Source organism: Mycolicibacterium sp. XJ662 (genome assembly GCF_053484035.1).
The window spans coordinates 173,366-189,988 of record NZ_JBEFTL010000001.1; the positions used below are offsets into that span (position 1 = coordinate 173,366).

Consider the following 16,623-nt stretch of genomic DNA (forward strand, 5'->3'; position numbering starts at 1 on the left):
CACGACGGGCGCAGTATGTTGATGCCATGACCGCCAAATGGACCGCAGCCGATGTGCCGGATCAGTCAGGGCGGGTGGCAATCGTCACCGGCGCCAACTCCGGATTGGGCTATGACACCGCGGCGGTGCTGGCCGACAAGGGTGCACATGTCGTGCTCGCCGTGCGCGATCTGGACAAGGGCCGCCAAGCCGTCGAGAGGATCAAGTCGGCCAGCGCCAACGCCGACGTCACGCTGCAAGAGCTCGACCTGTCGTCGCTGCGCAGCGTCCGCAAGGCCGCCGACGAGCTTCGCACGGCCCATCCCCGCATCGACCTGCTGATCAACAACGCCGGGGTGATGTACGTGCCGACGCGCGAGACCACCGAAGACGGCTTCGAGATGCAGTTCGGCACCAACCACCTCGGCCACTTCGCGCTGACCGGGCTGCTGCTGGAGAATTTGCTGTCGGTCGGCGGGTCGCGGGTCGTGACGGTCAGCAGCATGGGTCACCGGGTCATCGCCCGCATCCACTTCGAGGATCCGCACCTGCAGCGCAAGTACAACCGGGTGGAGGCCTACGGCCAGTCCAAGCTGGCCAACCTGCTGTTCACCTACGAGTTGGCGCGCCGGCTGAAGACCAAGGAGGCCCCTACCATCGCGGTGGCCGCCCACCCCGGCCTGTCGGACACCGAACTCATGCGGCACCTGCCCGACTACATCCCGAACTTCATCTGGAAGATCGTCGCCCAACCCGCCAGCATGGGTGCATTGCCGACGCTGCGCGCGGCCACCGATCCTGCCGTGCACAGCGGTCAGTACTACGGACCCGACGGCATCGGTGAATCCCGGGGACACCCGAAAGTCGTTGCGTCCAGCGCACAGTCGCAAAACCAGGACATCCAACGTCGGCTGTGGACCATGTCCGAAGAGCTGACCGGCGTCACCTTCCCCATCTGATGCGCCCGGTCGAGGAGCATCAGCGCGCCGTCGCGGACCTCATCGCGCCCCGCTTCCCGGTCGCGGTGCCGCTGGCCGACGCGCTGGGGCTGGCGCTGGCCGATGACGTCGTCGCGCCGCTGTCGTTACCGGGGTTCGACAACTCGGCCATGGACGGATACGCCGTCGTCGCCGGCGACGTCGCCGCCGCGACCCCCGAGCAGCCCGTCGTGCTGCCGGTCGCCGAGGACATCCCGGCGGGGCGGACCGACGTGCTGACGCTCAAACCCGGTACGGCACACCGGATCATGACCGGCGCGCCGGTGCCGTCCGGCGCGACGGCCGTCGTACCGGTGGAGGCGACCGACGGCGGCGTCCACACCGTCACCGTGCGCGCCAGCACGACGCCCGGCAAGCACATCCGCCGAGCGGGCGAGGACGTCACGGCGGGCACCACGGTGCTGCGCGGTGGACATGTGGTCACCCCGGCGGCGCTGGGTCTGGCGGCGGCGCTCGGATTGGGTGAGCTGACCGTGATTCCGCGGCAACGGGTGCTGGTGATGTCGACGGGCACCGAACTGGTCGCGCCGGGCACCCCGCTGCAGCCCGGCCAGATCTATGAGTCCAACGCGGTGATGCTGGTGGCCGCCCTGCGCGACGCCGGCGTCGAGGTGGTGGCCTCGGCGATGTCGGGCGACGACGTCGACTCGTTCCGTGACACGCTGGCCCGCCACGTCGGTGACGCCGATCTGATCGTCACCACCGGCGGCGTCAGCGCGGGCGCCTACGAGGTCGTCAAGGACGCGCTGGGCGGCTCCGTCGATTTCGTCAAGGTGGCGATGCAGCCGGGTATGCCGCAGGGCTGCGGGCGGGTCGACACCGGCACGCCGATCGTCACGCTGCCGGGCAACCCGGTCAGCGCGCTGGTGTCGTTCGAGGTGTTTTTGCGTGCGCCGCTGCGCGCCGCGATGGGGTTGCCGCACCCGGAGCGTCCGCGCCGCACCGCGGTGTTGACCGAGGACCTGACCTCGCCGCGCGGTAAGCGGCAGTTTCGCCGCGGCGTGTTCGATGCCGACGCCGGCACGGTCACCAGCTACGGCCCGCCGGCCTCGCACCATCTGCGCTGGCTGGCCTCGGCGAACTGTCTGCTCGAGATCGACGAGGACGTCACCGAGGTAGCTGAAGGCACGCAGGTGCGGGTCTGGGACCTGGCATAGCCGCCTTAGCCGCAGCGCCCGCCCGTAGAATCGCGGGACAATGGCCAGACGCCCCGACCTCAAATCAGGCCCCGAGCGGCTCGCGGCGCTGGTGCGCACCACGATTCCACCGATGCACCGCGCCGGGCTGCCCTTCGTGGGCACCAGCCTCGCCGTCGCTGCGCTCGGGTGGAAGAACCCGTGGCTGCGGCGCGCGGGGCTGACATCGGCCGCCGCCAACGCAGCGTTCTTCCGGCATCCGCCCCGGGTGGCGCCGACCCGCCCCGGTCTCGTCGTCGCACCCGCCGACGGTCTGATCTGCCTCATCGAGGAGAAACCGCCGCCGGCCGAACTCGGTTTACCGCCAACACCTTTGCCGCGCATCAGCATCTTCCTCTCGGTGTTCGACGCGCACGTGCAGCGCGCACCGATCGGCGGTGAGGTCACCGCGGTCGTGCACCGGCCGGGCCTGTTCGGCTCGGCCGAGCTCGAGGCGGCCAGCGAGGACAACGAACGCAACAGCATGGTGATCCGCGACCCCGAGGGGGTGGAGGTGATCGCCGTGCAGATCGCCGGGCTGATCGCGCGCCGCATCGTCTGCGACTCCAAGGTCGGCGACAAGGTATCGATGGGCCAGACCTACGGGCTGATCCGCTACGGATCGCGGCTGGACACCTACCTGCCCGCAGGCGCCAACGTCCTGGTGACCGTCGGGCAGCGGGCGCTGGCCGGCGAAACGGTATTGGCCGAGCTGCGATGATCAAACCTCGGGTCAAACCCGGCGTGGTCAGCCTGCGCATCCTGCCCAGCGGTATGACCGTGGCCGCGATCTGCCTGGGCCTGAGCGCGGTCAAGATGGCGCTGGACGACCGGCCGACCGAGGCGATGGCATTCCTCGCGGTCGCCGCGATCCTCGACGCGCTCGACGGGCGCATGGCCCGCGCGCTGAAGGCGACCTCGCGCATGGGCGAGGAGATCGACTCGCTGGCCGACGCGGTCAACTTCGGTGTGGCACCGGCGTTCATCGTGTACGCCACGCTGCTTTCAGAGTCGCGGGTCGGCTGGATGGTGGTGTTGCTCTACGCGGTGTGCATCGTGCTGCGGTTGGCCCGCTACAACGCGATGCTCGAAATCGACCAGCCCGCCTACGAAAAGAAGTACTTCGTCGGGATGCCCGCCCCGGCGGGCGCGATCGGTTCGATCGGACCGCTTGCCGCCAAGATGCAGTTCGGCGAGGGCTGGTGGACGTCGGAGTGGGCCGTGGTCATCTGGATGATCGGCGTCTCACTGCTGGTGGTCAGCACCATCCCGATGCGCAAAATCCACACGTTCTCGGTCTCGCCGAACATGGTCGCGCCGCTGCTCGCACTGCTGGCAATGGGTGTGGCGGCCGCGATCTTCTTCGGCTACCTGGTGATCCTGTTGATCATCGCCGCCTACGTCATCCACATCCCGTTCGCCGTGCGAACCAAACGGTTCCTGGCGCAGCACCCCGAGGTGTGGGACGAGCGGCCACGCCAACAGCGCGCGGCGCGCCGGGCCATCCGCCGCGCACACCCGCACCGGCGCTCGATGCTGCGACTCGGACTACGCAGGCCCGGCTCCTGACGTGGCGGACCAGCAACTCAGCCTGACCGCCCGGCTGAACACGTCGGCGCTGGACTCCCGACGCGGCGTGGTCCGGCTGCATCCAGAAGCGATCGCGGCGCTGGGCCTGCGGGAATGGGATGCGGTGTCGTTGACCGGTTCCAGGACCACCGCAGCGGTCGTGGGTGCGGCGCCGTCGGGCACCCCGGCGGGCACGGCGCTGCTCGACGACGTCACGCTGTCCAACGCCGGGTTACGCGAAGACACCACGGTGCTGGTCGCTCCGGTGACCGTCTACGGCGCACGATCGGTGACGGTGACGGGTTCCAAGCTGACGTCACAGTCGATTTCACCGCAGACGCTGCGACAAGCGTTGCTGGGCAAGGTGATGACCGTCGGCGATACGGTGTCGCTGCTGCCCCGTGAACTCGGGCCCGACATCCCGACCTCGCGGGCCACCGCGGCGCTCGCGTCATCGGTCGGCATCACCTGGACCTCGGAGTTGCTGACGGTGACCGGCACCGATCCCAGCGGACCGGTCAGCGTCCAACCGAATACGGCGGTGGCATGGGCGGTGTCGGCATCGAGGTCGACATCGGCGTCGACCCCGACGTCGCCGTCGGCGCCACCCCCGGCCCCACTCGACTCGACACCGGTGCGCAGCATCGAGGACCTCAAAGGTGCCCAACCCCAGGCCGAACGCCTCACCGAATGGCTCAAGCTCGCCCTCGATCAGCCCGAGCTGTTGGAAACACTCGGCGCCGCAGCCAATCTCGGCGTGCTGGTGTCGGGTCCCGCGGGGGTCGGCAAGGCCACCATGGTGCGCGCCGTGTGCGCCGGGCGGCGGCTCATCGAACTCGACGGACCCGACGTCGGAGCGCTGGCCGCCGAAGACCGGCTCAACCGGGTGGCGTCGGCGGTCAAGACCGTGCGCGACGGCGGCGGAGTGCTGCTGATCACCGATGTCGACGCGCTGCTACCGTCGGCGGCGGACTCGGTGGCATCGCTGATCCTGGCCGAACTGCGCAACGCCGTGGCGACCCGCGGGGTCGCGTTCATCGCCACCTCGGCGGTGCCCGAGAACCTCGACGCCCGGCTGCGCGCCCCCGATGTGTGCGACCGCGAGCTCGGGCTCACGCTGCCCGACGGTGCGATCCGCAAACAGCTGCTGGAGGTGCTGCTGCGCGACGTCCCGGCCGGCGACCTGGAGCTCGACGAAGTCGCCGGTCGCACACCGGGTTTCGTCGTCGCCGACCTCGCCGCCCTGGTCCGCGAGGCGGCGCTGCGCGCGGCGGCACGGGCCAGCGCCGAGGACGCACCGCCGCGTTTGACCCAGGAAGACCTTATCGGCGCGACGTCGGTCATCCGCCCGCTGTCACGGTCGGCCACCGAGGAGGTCTCGGTCGGTTCGGTGACGCTCGACGACGTCGGCGACATGGCCGCCACCAAGCAGGCGCTCACCGAGGCGGTGCTGTGGCCGCTGCAGCATCCCGACACGTTCGCCCGGCTCGGGGTCGCACCGCCGCGCGGCGTGCTGCTCTACGGCCCGCCCGGGTGCGGTAAGACGTTCGTGGTGCGCGCCCTGGCCAGTACGGGACGGCTGTCGGTGCATGCGGTCAAAGGCGCCGAGCTGATGGACAAATGGGTGGGCTCGTCGGAAAAGGCTGTGCGCGAACTGTTTCAACGCGCCCGCGACTCCGCCCCGTCGCTGGTGTTCCTCGACGAGATCGACGCATTGGCCCCACGGCGCGGGCAGAGCTTCGACTCCGGCGTCACCGACCGGGTGGTGGCCACGCTGCTCACCGAACTCGACGGCATCGAACCGCTGCGCGACGTGGTGGTGCTCGGCGCGACGAACCGGCCCGACCTGATCGACCCGGCGTTGTTGCGGCCCGGCCGGCTCGAGAAGCTGGTGTTCGTCGAACCACCGGACGCCGAGGCCCGCCGCGAGATCCTGCGTACCGCAGGCAAATCGGTTCCGCTGGCTGACGATGTGGACCTCGACGCGCTGGCCGACGAACTCGACGGCTACAGCGCAGCGGACTGTGTCGCGTTGCTGCGCGAGTCGGCGCTCACCGCGATGCGGCGCTCCATCGACGCCGCCGACGTGACGGCCGCCGATGTCGCCAAGGCCCGCGAAGCCGTGCGTCCGTCGCTGGACGCCGCACAGGTGCAGTCGCTGCGGGCGTTCGGCACGTGAGTTCGGCGCGCTCACGCCCCGTGAGGGTCCGAAAGCGCGCCGAAATCGCACGGGTGTCGACATCTTGACAGTGCCAAGTTCGACGGGCATAGTCGATCAATATGACTTGCCAGTGTCAAGATCGAGGAGGTCCGACATGACCGCCCCCAACACGGCCACTGTCCGCGTCGGCGACCGCGACCGGGAGAAGACCGCGGACCTGCTCGGCCAGGCGCTCACCCAGGGCTACCTGACGATGGACGAGTACGAGTCCCGGCTGCAGACCACGTTCGGCGCCGAGACCAGCACGCAACTGCGGGCGTTGACCGCCGACCTACCGGTCGCCTGGCTCAAGCGCAACGATCCCCGGCGCCAACAGGCCCGCGGACAAGCAGCGCGGCGCAGCCTGCGGTTCCACCTGGCCGGCTACCTGATGATGGTCGCGATCGTGCTCACGGTGTGGCTGGCGGTCGGCCTGACCGCAGGCTCCTGGTACTTCTGGCCAATCTGGCCGATCCTCGGCGCGGGCATCGGTGTGCTCGGCCACACGCTGTTGCCCTGCCCCCGCTGGCCTGGGGGTACGTGGCTTCGATAACTTTGAGCCACCTCCGCCCTAGCGACCGGGCGTGATGCTCGACCGTCCCTAGGATCCGCGTGCCCGCCGTTCAGTTCTATCCCGCTGCCCCGACGGTGCGCCGTCGGGTCCGCGACGATCTCAACGGGTTGCGCGGCATCGCGATCGCGCTCGTGGTCGTCTATCACATCTGGTTCGGCCGGGTCTCCGGCGGCGTCGACGTCTTCCTGGTGCTCTCCGGCTTCTTCCTCGGCGGCCGATTGCTGCGGCAGGCCTCAGAACCCGGCGCCGACGAGCCGTTACCGCGCGCGCTGATCCGGCTGGTCCGCCGGCTTTGCCCGGCGCTGGTGGTGGTGCTGGCCGCGTCTGCGGCCCTGATGGTGCTGATCCAACCGCAGACGCGCTGGGAGGCGTTCGCCGATCAGAGCCTGGCCAGCCTCGGCTACTTCCAGAACTGGTATCTGGCCGTCACGGCCAACGACTATCTGCGCGCCGGCCAGAGCGTCAGCCCGCTGCAACACATCTGGTCCATGTCGGTGCAGGGCCAGTTCCTGGTCGCGATGCTGCTTCTCGCCTGGTTGGTGATGATCGCCGCCGACAAGCGCGGCTGGGGCGCGCGGCGACGTCAGGTGTTGATCACGGTCACGGCCGCGGCCACCGTCGCCTCGTTCGCCTACGCGGTGCTCGCCCACCACCTCGACCCGGCCAGCGCCTACTACGACAGCTTCGCCCGGGCATGGCAGATGCTGGCCGGCGTGTTGGCGGCCGCGGTGATCCCCGCCGTGCGCATGCCCGGCTGGTTACGCGTCGCCACCGCGTTGGCCGGGCTGGCGATGCTCTTCAGCTGCGGCGTCCTGCTCGACGGCGCGGCGCAGTTCCCCGGACCGTGGGCACTGGTCCCCGTCGGCGCCGCGCTGCTGCTGATCTTCAGCGGCGCCGGCGCCGAGGACGGCTTGCCGTGGCCGAACCGGCTGATGGCCGCGGCACCGCTGGTCACGCTGGGCGCCATGGCCTATGCGCTGTACCTGTGGCACTGGCCGCTGCTGATCTTCGCGATGACGTTTCTGGACCGCGACACCGTCGGGTTGCGCGGCGGCATCCTGCTGTTCGCCGCCTCGCTGCTGCTGGCCTATCTGACGTTGCGGCTCGTCGAGGATCCGCTGCGTCAGGTGAGCGGTGCCCAAGACCGGAAGGCCCACCCGCTGCTGGGCGGCGTTGTCGTGCTCCTTGCCGTTACGCTGTGCGTGACGTCGTTCGGGTGGCGCAACCACATCGCCGACATCCGGGCCAACGGCAACGAGCTTGCGTCCCTGTCGCCGCGGGACTATCCCGGTGCCCGCGCACTTCTCGACCCCGTGCGCGTGCCCGACCTGCCGATGCGGCCCACCATCCTGGAGGCCGCCGAGGATCTTCCCGCGACCACGACCGACGGCTGCATCACCGACTTCGCCAGCACCGAGGTGATCCGGTGCGTGTACGGCGACGCCGGCGCGGCGCGCACAATCGCGTTGGCAGGCGGTTCGCACTCCGAACACTGGATCGCCGCCCTCGACCTGCTCGGCGTGCGCCACGGCTTCCGCGTCGTGACCTACCTCAAGATGGGCTGCCCGCTGACCACCGACGACGACCCACGCAACGCCGTCACGCATGAGCCCTATCCCGAGTGCCGGTCGTGGGTGCACGACGCCATGGCCGCCCTGGGCGCCGACCGGCCCGACTTCGTGTTCACGACCACGACGCGGCCCCATCCCGACGGGCCCGGCGACATGGTGCCCGACGGCTATCCGGGCATCTGGGACGACCTGGACGCCAACGGCATCGCGATCCTCGGCCTGCGCGACACCCCGTGGATGTTCCGCGACGGCACGCTCTTTGCGCCGGTGGACTGTCTGGCAGAGGGCGGCGACGCGGAGTCCTGCGGGCTGCCGCGCCACGAGGCGCTGGCCGAGCGCAACCCCACACTCGACTACGCCGACCGCTACCGGTCGATGGCGCTACTGGACCTCACCGACGCCGTGTGCCGGCTCGACATCTGCCGTGCCGTCGAGGGCAACGTGCTCGTCTACCACGACGCCCATCACCTCTCGTCCACCTATGTGCGGACGCTGGCCGACGAGCTGGCGCGCCAACTTTCCGACGCCACAGGGTGGTGGTGAAACGGCCCCAATACCACACCGCCCACAGCACATACGGTGCGTGGGCGCGCCATCGGCCCACGTAGAATGGCCCGGAACTTAGCCATTGACACCGGCTGACACCCCGCCTCTGCACATCGCCTGACGGCCGATGCCGACTCAGACGACCCGATCGGAGTGCCATGCTCGCCATCTTGCTGGCCCACGCGGTGGCCACCGCGTTGGCGCCGCTCTTGGTGTACCGGTGGGGGAGGCGCGCGTTCTATCCGCTGGCGATGGTGCCGGCGGTTTCGCTGATCTGGGTGGTACAGAATTGGCCTGGGCCCGGCCAGTCCAAGACGGTCGACGTGGCCTGGGTGCCCGAGCTGTCGATGGACGTGGCGCTGCGCTTCGATTCGCTGTCGGCGATCCTGAGCGTGCTGGTGCTCGGCATCGGCTCATTGATCCTGCTCTACTGCGGTCCCTACTTTCATCGCCGCGACGGCCGCATGGAGAACCGGCTACCCAGCTTCGCCGCCGAGATGGTGGCGTTCTCGGGCACCATGTTCGGCCTCGTTGTCAGCGACAACATGCTGGTGCTCTACGTGTTCTGGGAACTCACCAGCGTGCTGTCGTTCCTGCTGGTCGGCCACTACGCCGAACGGGCCACCAGCAGACGCGCGGCCACCCAGGCGCTGCTGGTCACGACGTTCGGCGGGCTGGCGATGCTGGTGGGCATCGTCGTGCTCGGCAACCTCGCGGGCACCTATCTGCTCTCGGAGCTGATCGCGGCCCCGCCGACCGGGATGGCCGCCTCGGTGGGCCTGGTGCTGATTTTGGTCGGCGCGTTGTCGAAGTCGGCCATCGTGCCGCTGCACTTCTGGCTGCCGGGCGCGATGGCCGCCCCCACCCCGGTCAGCGCCTATCTGCACGCCGCCGCAATGGTCAAAGCGGGCGTCTACCTCCTCGCGCGGATGAACCCGGGGTTCGCCGACTTCCCGATCTGGCGTCCGGTGGTGCTCACGCTCGGCCTGCTCACCATGCTGTTGGCCGGCTGGCGCGCGGTACGCGAATACGACCTCAAGCTGATCCTGGCGTTCGGCACGGTCAGCCAGCTCGGCTTCATCACCGTGATGGTCGGCGGAGGCGGCAGCGACATGATGCTGGGCGGGCTGGCGATGCTCGTCGCGCACGCGATGTTCAAGGCGTGTCTGTTCATGGTCGTCGGCGTCATCGACCACGCCACCGGCACCCGTGACATCCGGCGGCTGGCGTGGCTGGGCGATCGTGCGAAACCGTTGCTGGCCATCGCTGTCCTCGCGACCGCGAGCATGGCGGGGCTGCCGCCGTTCTTCGGGTTCGTCGCCAAGGAAGCCGATTTCGAAACCGTGCTGCACAGCCCGGCGTTGGGCGCCGCGTCGCCGTTCGTGCTGGCAGGCATCGTGCTGGGTTCGGTGTTCACCGTCATCTACAGCCTGCGGTTCCTGTTCGGCGCGTTCGGCCGCAAGGGGCAGTCCAGACCCAGCAAGCTGGTCGCCGAGATGCACCGGCCGTCGGTCACCTTCCAGATCCCGCCGGCCGTCCTCGCGGTGGCGAGCCTGGTCTTCGGGTTGTGGCCGGCACCGGTCGACAACGTTCTCGACGACTACGCCGACACGGTCCCCGGCGGGGTGGACTACGAGCTCGCGCTCTGGCACGGTTTCGGTCTGCCGCTGTTGTTGTCGGCCTTGGTGCTCGCCGTCGGCACCGCCGCCTACGTCGGGCGCGAGCAGCTGCGACGGGTGCGCGCCGCCCCGACACCGCTGGGCAACGCCGACCACATGTACGACGCGGTGATCCGCGCGCTCGACGTGCTCTCGGTGCGGGTGACGGCCATGACCCAGCGCGGATCGATTCCGGCGACCCAGTCGGCGATCTTGGCCACGCTCGTGGTGGTGCCGACGGTGGGGCTGACCCTGGGGGCGCGCGACCGCCCGACGTTCGCGATGTGGGATCTGCCGCTGAACACGGTGATCGGGTTCGTCATGCTGGCGGCCGCGATCGGTCTGACCGTGACGCGCAACCGGCTGGCGTCCGCCCTGCTGGTCGGCGTGACCGGTTACGGCTGCGGGGCGATCTTCGCGTTGTACGGCGCCCCGGATCTGGCGCTGACGCAGTTCCTGGTCGAGACGCTCACGCTGGTGGTCTTCGTCCTCGTGTTGCGGACGTTGCCCCCGGAGGCCGACCGGGCCCACGTCAACGCGCGCCGGTTGCCGCGCGCCGTGCTCGCGCTGGCGGTCGGCGCCACCGTGACCACGCTGGCGAGCTTCGCAGCCGCCGCGCGCACCGGGGTCTCGGTTTCCGAACTGCTGCCCGACGCCGCCTACTTCCGCGGCCACGGCTCCAACACCGTCAACGTGCTGTTGGTCGACATCCGCGCCTGGGACACCATGGGCGAGATCATGGTGCTCTTGGTGGCGGCCACCGGGGTGACGTCAATGGTGTTCCGGCACCGGCGTTTTGGCACCCCACCGCGCGTCGCGGACGCCGGCCAGCCCGACATCGGCCGGATCGCGTCGTTCATCAACATCAGCCCGGCCGTCGGCGACATCACCTGGCTGCGCGGCAGCGACCTGCGCGACCCGCAACACCGGTCCCTGGTGCTGGAAGTGGCGACCCGCATCATCTTCCCGCTGATCATGGTGTTGTCGGTGTACTTCTTCTTCGCGGGCCACAACACTCCCGGCGGCGGCTTCGCGGGTGGTCTGACCGCGGGCCTGGCCGTGGTGTTGCGCTACATCGCCGGTGGCCGTTACGAACTCGGCGAAACGCTGCCGTTCGACGCCGGTAGGGTCCTCGGTGCGGGCCTCACCCTGTCGGCGGGCACCGCGGTGGGCTCGCTACTGCTCGGCGCGCCCGCGTTGTCGTCCGCGTTGATCGAAATCGACGTGCCGGTGTTGGGCACCGTCAAGTTCGTCACGTCACTGTTCTTCGATGCGGGGGTCTACCTGATCGTGCTCGGCCTGGTTCTCGACGTGTTACGCAGTCTGGGCGCGCGCCTGGATGTCGAGTTGGCCGAGTCGGGTTCGGCCCGAAGCACACAGGTGCGTGTCGGATGACCACCTACATCATTCAGCTCGCGGTCATCGGCGGGGTCACCAGCGCCGGGGTGTACCTGCTGCTGGAACGCAGCCTGGTCCGGATGCTGATGGGGCTGTTGCTGATCAGCAACGCCGTCAACCTGCTCCTCCTGACCGCAGGCGGCAAGGCGGGCAGCCCGCCGATCCGCGGCGCCACCAGCAACGCCTCCGAGAACATGGCCGACCCGCTGCGGCACGCGATGATCCTGACCGCGATCGTCATCACGATGGGCATCGCGGCGTTCGTGCTGGCGCTGGCCTATCGCTCTTATCGGTTGACCACGGTCGATGAGGTCAGCGACGACCCCGAGGACACCAGGGTCTCGCAGCTTTCCGACGAGGAAGCCACCACCATCGACGCCGACCGCCCGACACCGCCCGGGGTGTACAAGGACACCGACGCGCCCGACGAAATCGACGCGTTGCCCGGACACGAGGGGTCGCGATGAACCTCGCGGGCGTACTGACGCCGTTGCCGGTGCTGATTCCCACGCTCGGCGCTGCGGCCACGCTGCTGGCCGGACGGCGGGTCCGGCTGCAGCGCGTGATCACCACCATCGCGTTGTCGGCGGTGGTGGTGGTGTGTTCGGTCTTGCTCGGGTTGTCCGACACCGGCGGCACCATGGCGCTGCACGTCGGCGGTTGGGGCCCCACGGTCGCCGGTATCGGTCCGCTGGGCATCACGCTGGTCGTCGATCGACTGTCGGCGCTGATGCTCGTCGTGTCCTCGATCGTGCTGCTGGCCGTCATGCTCTACGCGATCGGGCAGGGTATCCGCGACGGCGACGAACGCCAACCGGTGTCGATCTTCCTGCCCACCTATCTGGTGCTGTCGGCGGGCGTGTGCATGGCGTTCCTCGCCGGTGACCTGTTCAACCTGTATGTCGGCTTCGAGGTGCTGCTCGCGGCAAGCTTCGTGCTGTTGACCATCGGTGGCAGCGAAGACCGGGTACGGGCAGGCGCCTCCTACGTCATGGTGTCGATGGTCTCGTCGATGATCTTCTTGTTCGGCATCGCGTTCGTCTACGCGGCCACCGGGACGCTGAACCTGGCCGAACTGGCGGTGCGCCTCGACCATGTCAGCGGTGGTACCCGCACCGCGATGTTCGCCGTGCTGCTCGTGGCGTTCGGCATCAAAGCCGCGGTGTTCCCCCTTTCGGCATGGCTACCGGACTCCTACCCCACCGCCCCCGCACCGGTCACCGCGGTGTTCGCCGGCCTGCTGACCAAAGTCGGTGTCTACGCGATCATCCGGGCACACACGTTGCTGTTCCCCAACGGTGGCCTCGACCCGGTGCTGCTGGTAGCCGCGTTGGTGACCATGCTCGTCGGAATTCTGGGCGCGATCGCCCAGAGCGACATCAAACGACTGCTGTCGTTCACGCTCGTCAGCCACATCGGGTACATGGTGTTCGGCATCGCGCTGTCCAGTGATCTGGGCACCGCGGGTGCGATCTACTACGTCGCCCACCACATCGTCGTGCAGACGACGCTGTTCTTGGTCGTCGGCCTGATCGAGCGGCAAGGGGGCGCGTCGACACTTCAGCGGCTGGGCGGGTTGGCCGCGGCCAGCCCATTGCTCGCGTTCGTCTTCGTGGTGCCGGCACTGAATCTCGGTGGCATCCCACCGTTTTCCGGCTTCGTCGGCAAGGTCGCCCTGATGCAGGCCGGTGCGGACAACGGTTCGGTGCTGGCCTGGATACTGGTGGGTGGCAGCGTGGTCACCAGCCTGCTCACGCTGTACGTGGTGACTCGGGTGTGGACGAAGGCGTTCTGGCGGTCCCGTTCGGACGCGCCCGAGGGGCACCTGGCGGCGGCGTCGCCTGCCGTGCTGCTCGACGACTCCGAGGACATCGAGTTCGCCGACCGGCTTCACGTCGGCCGTATGCCAGTCAGCATGTTGGTGCCCACCGCAGGCCTCATCCTGGTCGGGCTGGCCTTGACCGTCTTCGCCGGCCCGATCATCGCCTACAGCGACCGCGCCGCCGACCAGGTGCTCAACCGTGACCAGTACATCTCCGCCGTGTTGGTGGTGGACCGATGAGGGCTACGCTGCTGCGGCTGAGCGTGCTGGCCGGGCTGACCCTGGTGTGGATGCTGTTGTGGGGCAGCGTTTCCGTGGCGAACTTCCTCGGCGGTCTGGCGGTCGCGCTGGTGATCACGCTGCTGTTGCCGCTGCCGGTGGTGCCGGTCGAAGGCAAACTGCACCCGTTGTCGTTGCTTCGGCTGGTGACCCAGATGGCCTATTGGTTGGTGAAGTCGTCGATCGAGGTGGCCTGGCTGTCCGTCAAGCCGGGACCACCGCTGGTCAGCTCGGTGCTGCGCGCGCAGTTCGCACTGAAGTCCGACCTGGTGCTGGCGATGGCGGTGAACCTCATCAACCTCACCCCGGGGACCATCGCACTCGAGGTCGACCAGGCCCGCCGGGTCGTCTACGTCCATGTGCTCAACGCGCACACTGAGCGAGCCGTCCACGACTTCCACGCCCAGATGGCGACGCTGGAGCGGATGCTGAAGGCGGCGCTGGAACGCGACGAGGACTGGCGTCCGGCGGCCGACAAGGAGTCCGCGTGAGCTACGTGTGGATGATCGCCGGCGTGCTGCTCAGCGCTGCCGCCGGCATCACGATGTACCGGATGCTGGCAGGTCCGAGCACCCTGGACCGGCTGGTGTCACTGGACACCCTGACGGCGGTGACGATGTGTGGCATCGGCACCTGGGCTGCGTACAGCCAGGACTCCACCGTCACCTATGCGATGGTGGCGATGGCGTTGGTCTCGTTCGTCGGCACGATCAGCGTCGCGCGTTTCCGCGTGCCAGACGTCGAGAAACCCCCCAGTGGACGGGGGTCGCGATGAACGTCACGGACGTCATCACCGCGGTGCTGATCCTCAGCGGTTCAACGCTGGCGCTGACCGCGGCCATCGGGATCGTCCGGTTCCCAGACACCTTGACGCGCATGCATTCTGCGACCAAACCCCAGACCCTTGGTCTGTTGCTGGTGCTCATAGGAGCGGTGATCCGGCTATGGGGTAACGCCGATGTCGGCATGCTGATCCTGACAGGTTTGTTCGCTGTGATCACCGCGCCGGTGATCGCGAACCGGGTGGGACAGCTGGCCTACCGCGAACACAGCTTCCGTGACGATCTGCTCTCGCGAGACGAAATGCGTGAAGCCGTCGCGGAAAGGGAACTCGACCAGAATGGCGAGAACTGACGACGATCACTGGGATGTCACCGAGAGCGTAGGCGCGACGGCGCTTGGGGTGGCGTGGTCGCGCGCCCAGGAGAACGCCTCGGAGTGCCCGCTGTTCACCGATCCGTACGCGCAGATGTTCATCGATGCCGTCGTGGCGCAGGGCTGGCAGTTGCCGCCCGCGTACGTGGTGGAGCGGATCCGCTCCATCGCGGGCTATGCGGCGTCGCGCACGAAGTGGTTCGACGAGTTCTTCATCGCCGCGGGCGCCAACGGTATCGAGCAAGTGGTGATCCTGGCCGCCGGGCTGGACTCGCGGGCGTGGCGGCTGCCATGGGTAGAAGAGACCGTCGTCTACGAGATCGATCAGCCGAAAGTCTTGGCGTTCAAAGCCGAGACGCTGCGCAACAACGATGTCCGGCCGGCCGTCCGGTATGTGCAGGTGGCTATCGATCTGCGGCGGGACTGGCCGAAGGCGTTGCGCGACGCTGGATTCGACGACACCGAACCGGCGGCCTGGGCGGTAGAGGGGCTATTGCCCTACCTACCGGCCGAGGGACAGGATCTGCTGTTCGACCGCATCCATGAACTCAGCGCGAACGGCAGCCGCATCGCCGTGGAATCATTCGGCACCGGTTTCTTCGATGCGGATTACCTGGCCGGCCGGCGTGAACAGATGCGCAAGCTACGTGAACAATCCGGTGCCGCCGACGACGAGAACGTCTTCGATACCGAGGACCTGTGGTACATCGAGGAGCGCACCGACTTGGCCAAGTGGCTGATGGAACACGGTTGGGAGGCCACGACCACCGCCGCGGCCGAACTCATGGATCGCTACGGCCGCAGCACTTCCGACGAATCACTGCAGAACACGCCGCCCACCGAGTTCATCGACGCCCGGCTGGTCTGCTGAGGGCCTCTCCCGACCGAAATTAGCGCGCGGGACGAGCGCCGCGCTGTATTGGATGGTCCGGCGCTACTGGAAGCACCCAGAGAGCCGCAACGAACAGTTCGACGTCTCTTGATCCGGCCGAACGTGAGCTTGTGCTCGATAAAATCGCAAAACTTCGCGCATAAGCTCACGTTCGGCGGACCTAGGGGCTACTCCCCCGACGACAGTTGGAACTCCACCATCGCCGTCAACGTCTCGACAGCGTCGCTTAGCGCCGCCAATCGTGCCGACGCGCTCGGTGCCGCCAGCACCGCATACCGGTCGGCCTGCCCGATCGGAAGCCGAGACGTCAACGCGTACAACCACATCCCAGCGTCACCCGACGCATCGGCGCCGACCACGATGTCACGGCCGTTGACCTCGGCACCACGGGCAGCGGCGATCCGCTCGAACAGCGCCACCATGCGATCCTCGACGTCACGGATCGCGTCGACACCGACCGGTTCACCGGGCTCGTCGGGCCACGACTCGACGGCCGCGCGCGGGTAGGGGTCGTCGGGCTGCCATTCGAGCACCCGGATCCGCTCACCCATCACGCAACGCAATCGGTAGCGCCCGTCGCCGTGGTCGGCGTACTCCGCAATGCGGGCCAACGCCCCGACGTCGCTGCGGACGTCACCGCCGCCGACCTCACGACCAGCCTCGATCAACACCACCCCGAAGGCCGGGTCATCGGTAGCCAGGCAGTCCGAAACCAGTGCGGTATAGCGCGGTTCGAAGATGCGCAGCGGCAACTCCTCGCCGGGCAGCATCGCCACCTGAAGCGGAAACATCGGCATCGCGGCCATG

15 protein-coding genes are annotated in these 16,623 nt (G+C 68.5%); 14 read left to right on the forward strand and 1 reads right to left on the reverse strand.

Features of this window, described 5'->3' with window-relative positions:
* The first annotated feature begins 26 nt into the window (after window positions 1–26).
* From ABQE93_RS00945 to ABQE93_RS01010, 14 genes are all read left to right on the forward strand, one after another.
* Complete coding sequence (locus tag ABQE93_RS00945; protein ID WP_448405386.1) at window positions 27–938, forward strand: SDR family NAD(P)-dependent oxidoreductase; 912 nt, start codon at window positions 27–29, stop codon at window positions 936–938.
* Window positions 938–2,134, forward strand: coding sequence for a molybdopterin molybdotransferase MoeA (gene moeA / locus ABQE93_RS00950; RefSeq protein ID WP_448405387.1), 1,197 nt, complete (start codon window positions 938–940; stop codon window positions 2,132–2,134). Before ABQE93_RS00945 ends, moeA begins: the two co-directional genes overlap by 1 nt.
* Before the next feature lie 40 nt (window positions 2,135–2,174).
* A complete protein-coding gene (locus ABQE93_RS00955) occupies window positions 2,175–2,873 on the forward strand; it encodes a phosphatidylserine decarboxylase (protein ID WP_448405388.1) in 699 nt (232 codons plus the stop codon).
* Window positions 2,870–3,721 (forward strand): CDP-alcohol phosphatidyltransferase family protein, encoded by an 852-nt coding sequence (locus tag ABQE93_RS00960; protein ID WP_448405389.1) that lies wholly within the window; start codon window positions 2,870–2,872, stop codon window positions 3,719–3,721. Before ABQE93_RS00955 ends, ABQE93_RS00960 begins: the two co-directional genes overlap by 4 nt.
* A gap of 1 nt (window position 3,722) precedes the next feature.
* On the forward strand, window positions 3,723–5,900 hold the full coding sequence (locus ABQE93_RS00965) for an AAA family ATPase (protein WP_448405390.1): 2,178 nt from the start codon (window positions 3,723–3,725) through the stop codon (window positions 5,898–5,900).
* A gap of 136 nt (window positions 5,901–6,036) precedes the next feature.
* The gene (locus ABQE93_RS00970) at window positions 6,037–6,474 is read left to right on the forward strand and encodes a DUF1707 domain-containing protein (RefSeq protein WP_448405391.1); all 438 of its coding nucleotides are present in this window, start codon (window positions 6,037–6,039) and stop codon (window positions 6,472–6,474) included.
* 59 nt (window positions 6,475–6,533) lie between these two features.
* A complete protein-coding gene (locus ABQE93_RS00975) occupies window positions 6,534–8,609 on the forward strand; it encodes an acyltransferase family protein (RefSeq protein WP_448405392.1) in 2,076 nt (691 codons plus the stop codon).
* A gap of 161 nt (window positions 8,610–8,770) precedes the next feature.
* Window positions 8,771–11,665, forward strand: a complete 2,895-nt coding sequence (locus ABQE93_RS00980) for a Na+/H+ antiporter subunit A (RefSeq protein ID WP_448405393.1) — start codon at window positions 8,771–8,773, stop codon at window positions 11,663–11,665.
* Window positions 11,662–12,135, forward strand: coding sequence for a Na(+)/H(+) antiporter subunit C (locus tag ABQE93_RS00985; RefSeq protein WP_448405395.1), 474 nt, complete (start codon window positions 11,662–11,664; stop codon window positions 12,133–12,135). Before ABQE93_RS00980 ends, ABQE93_RS00985 begins: the two co-directional genes overlap by 4 nt.
* Window positions 12,132–13,730, forward strand: coding sequence for a Na+/H+ antiporter subunit D (locus tag ABQE93_RS00990; protein WP_448405396.1), 1,599 nt, complete (start codon window positions 12,132–12,134; stop codon window positions 13,728–13,730). Before ABQE93_RS00985 ends, ABQE93_RS00990 begins: the two co-directional genes overlap by 4 nt.
* Complete coding sequence (locus ABQE93_RS00995) at window positions 13,727–14,260, forward strand: Na+/H+ antiporter subunit E (RefSeq protein ID WP_448405397.1); 534 nt, start codon at window positions 13,727–13,729, stop codon at window positions 14,258–14,260. The genes ABQE93_RS00990 and ABQE93_RS00995 overlap by 4 nt, the downstream gene beginning before the upstream one ends.
* Window positions 14,257–14,544 (forward strand): monovalent cation/H+ antiporter complex subunit F, encoded by a 288-nt coding sequence (locus tag ABQE93_RS01000; protein ID WP_448405398.1) that lies wholly within the window; start codon window positions 14,257–14,259, stop codon window positions 14,542–14,544. The genes ABQE93_RS00995 and ABQE93_RS01000 overlap by 4 nt, the downstream gene beginning before the upstream one ends.
* Window positions 14,541–14,903 (forward strand): monovalent cation/H(+) antiporter subunit G, encoded by a 363-nt coding sequence (gene mnhG, locus ABQE93_RS01005; protein ID WP_448405399.1) that lies wholly within the window; start codon window positions 14,541–14,543, stop codon window positions 14,901–14,903. The genes ABQE93_RS01000 and mnhG overlap by 4 nt, the downstream gene beginning before the upstream one ends.
* On the forward strand, window positions 14,890–15,795 hold the full coding sequence (locus tag ABQE93_RS01010; RefSeq protein WP_448405400.1) for an SAM-dependent methyltransferase: 906 nt from the start codon (window positions 14,890–14,892) through the stop codon (window positions 15,793–15,795). The genes mnhG and ABQE93_RS01010 overlap by 14 nt, the downstream gene beginning before the upstream one ends.
* Window positions 15,796–15,983: 188 nt before the next feature.
* On the opposite strand, the gene ABQE93_RS01015 is transcribed toward ABQE93_RS01010, so the two are convergent.
* Window positions 15,984–16,622, reverse strand: a complete 639-nt coding sequence (locus ABQE93_RS01015) for an LON peptidase substrate-binding domain-containing protein (RefSeq protein ID WP_448405401.1) — start codon at window positions 16,620–16,622, stop codon at window positions 15,984–15,986.
* Window position 16,623 lies beyond the last annotated feature (1 nt).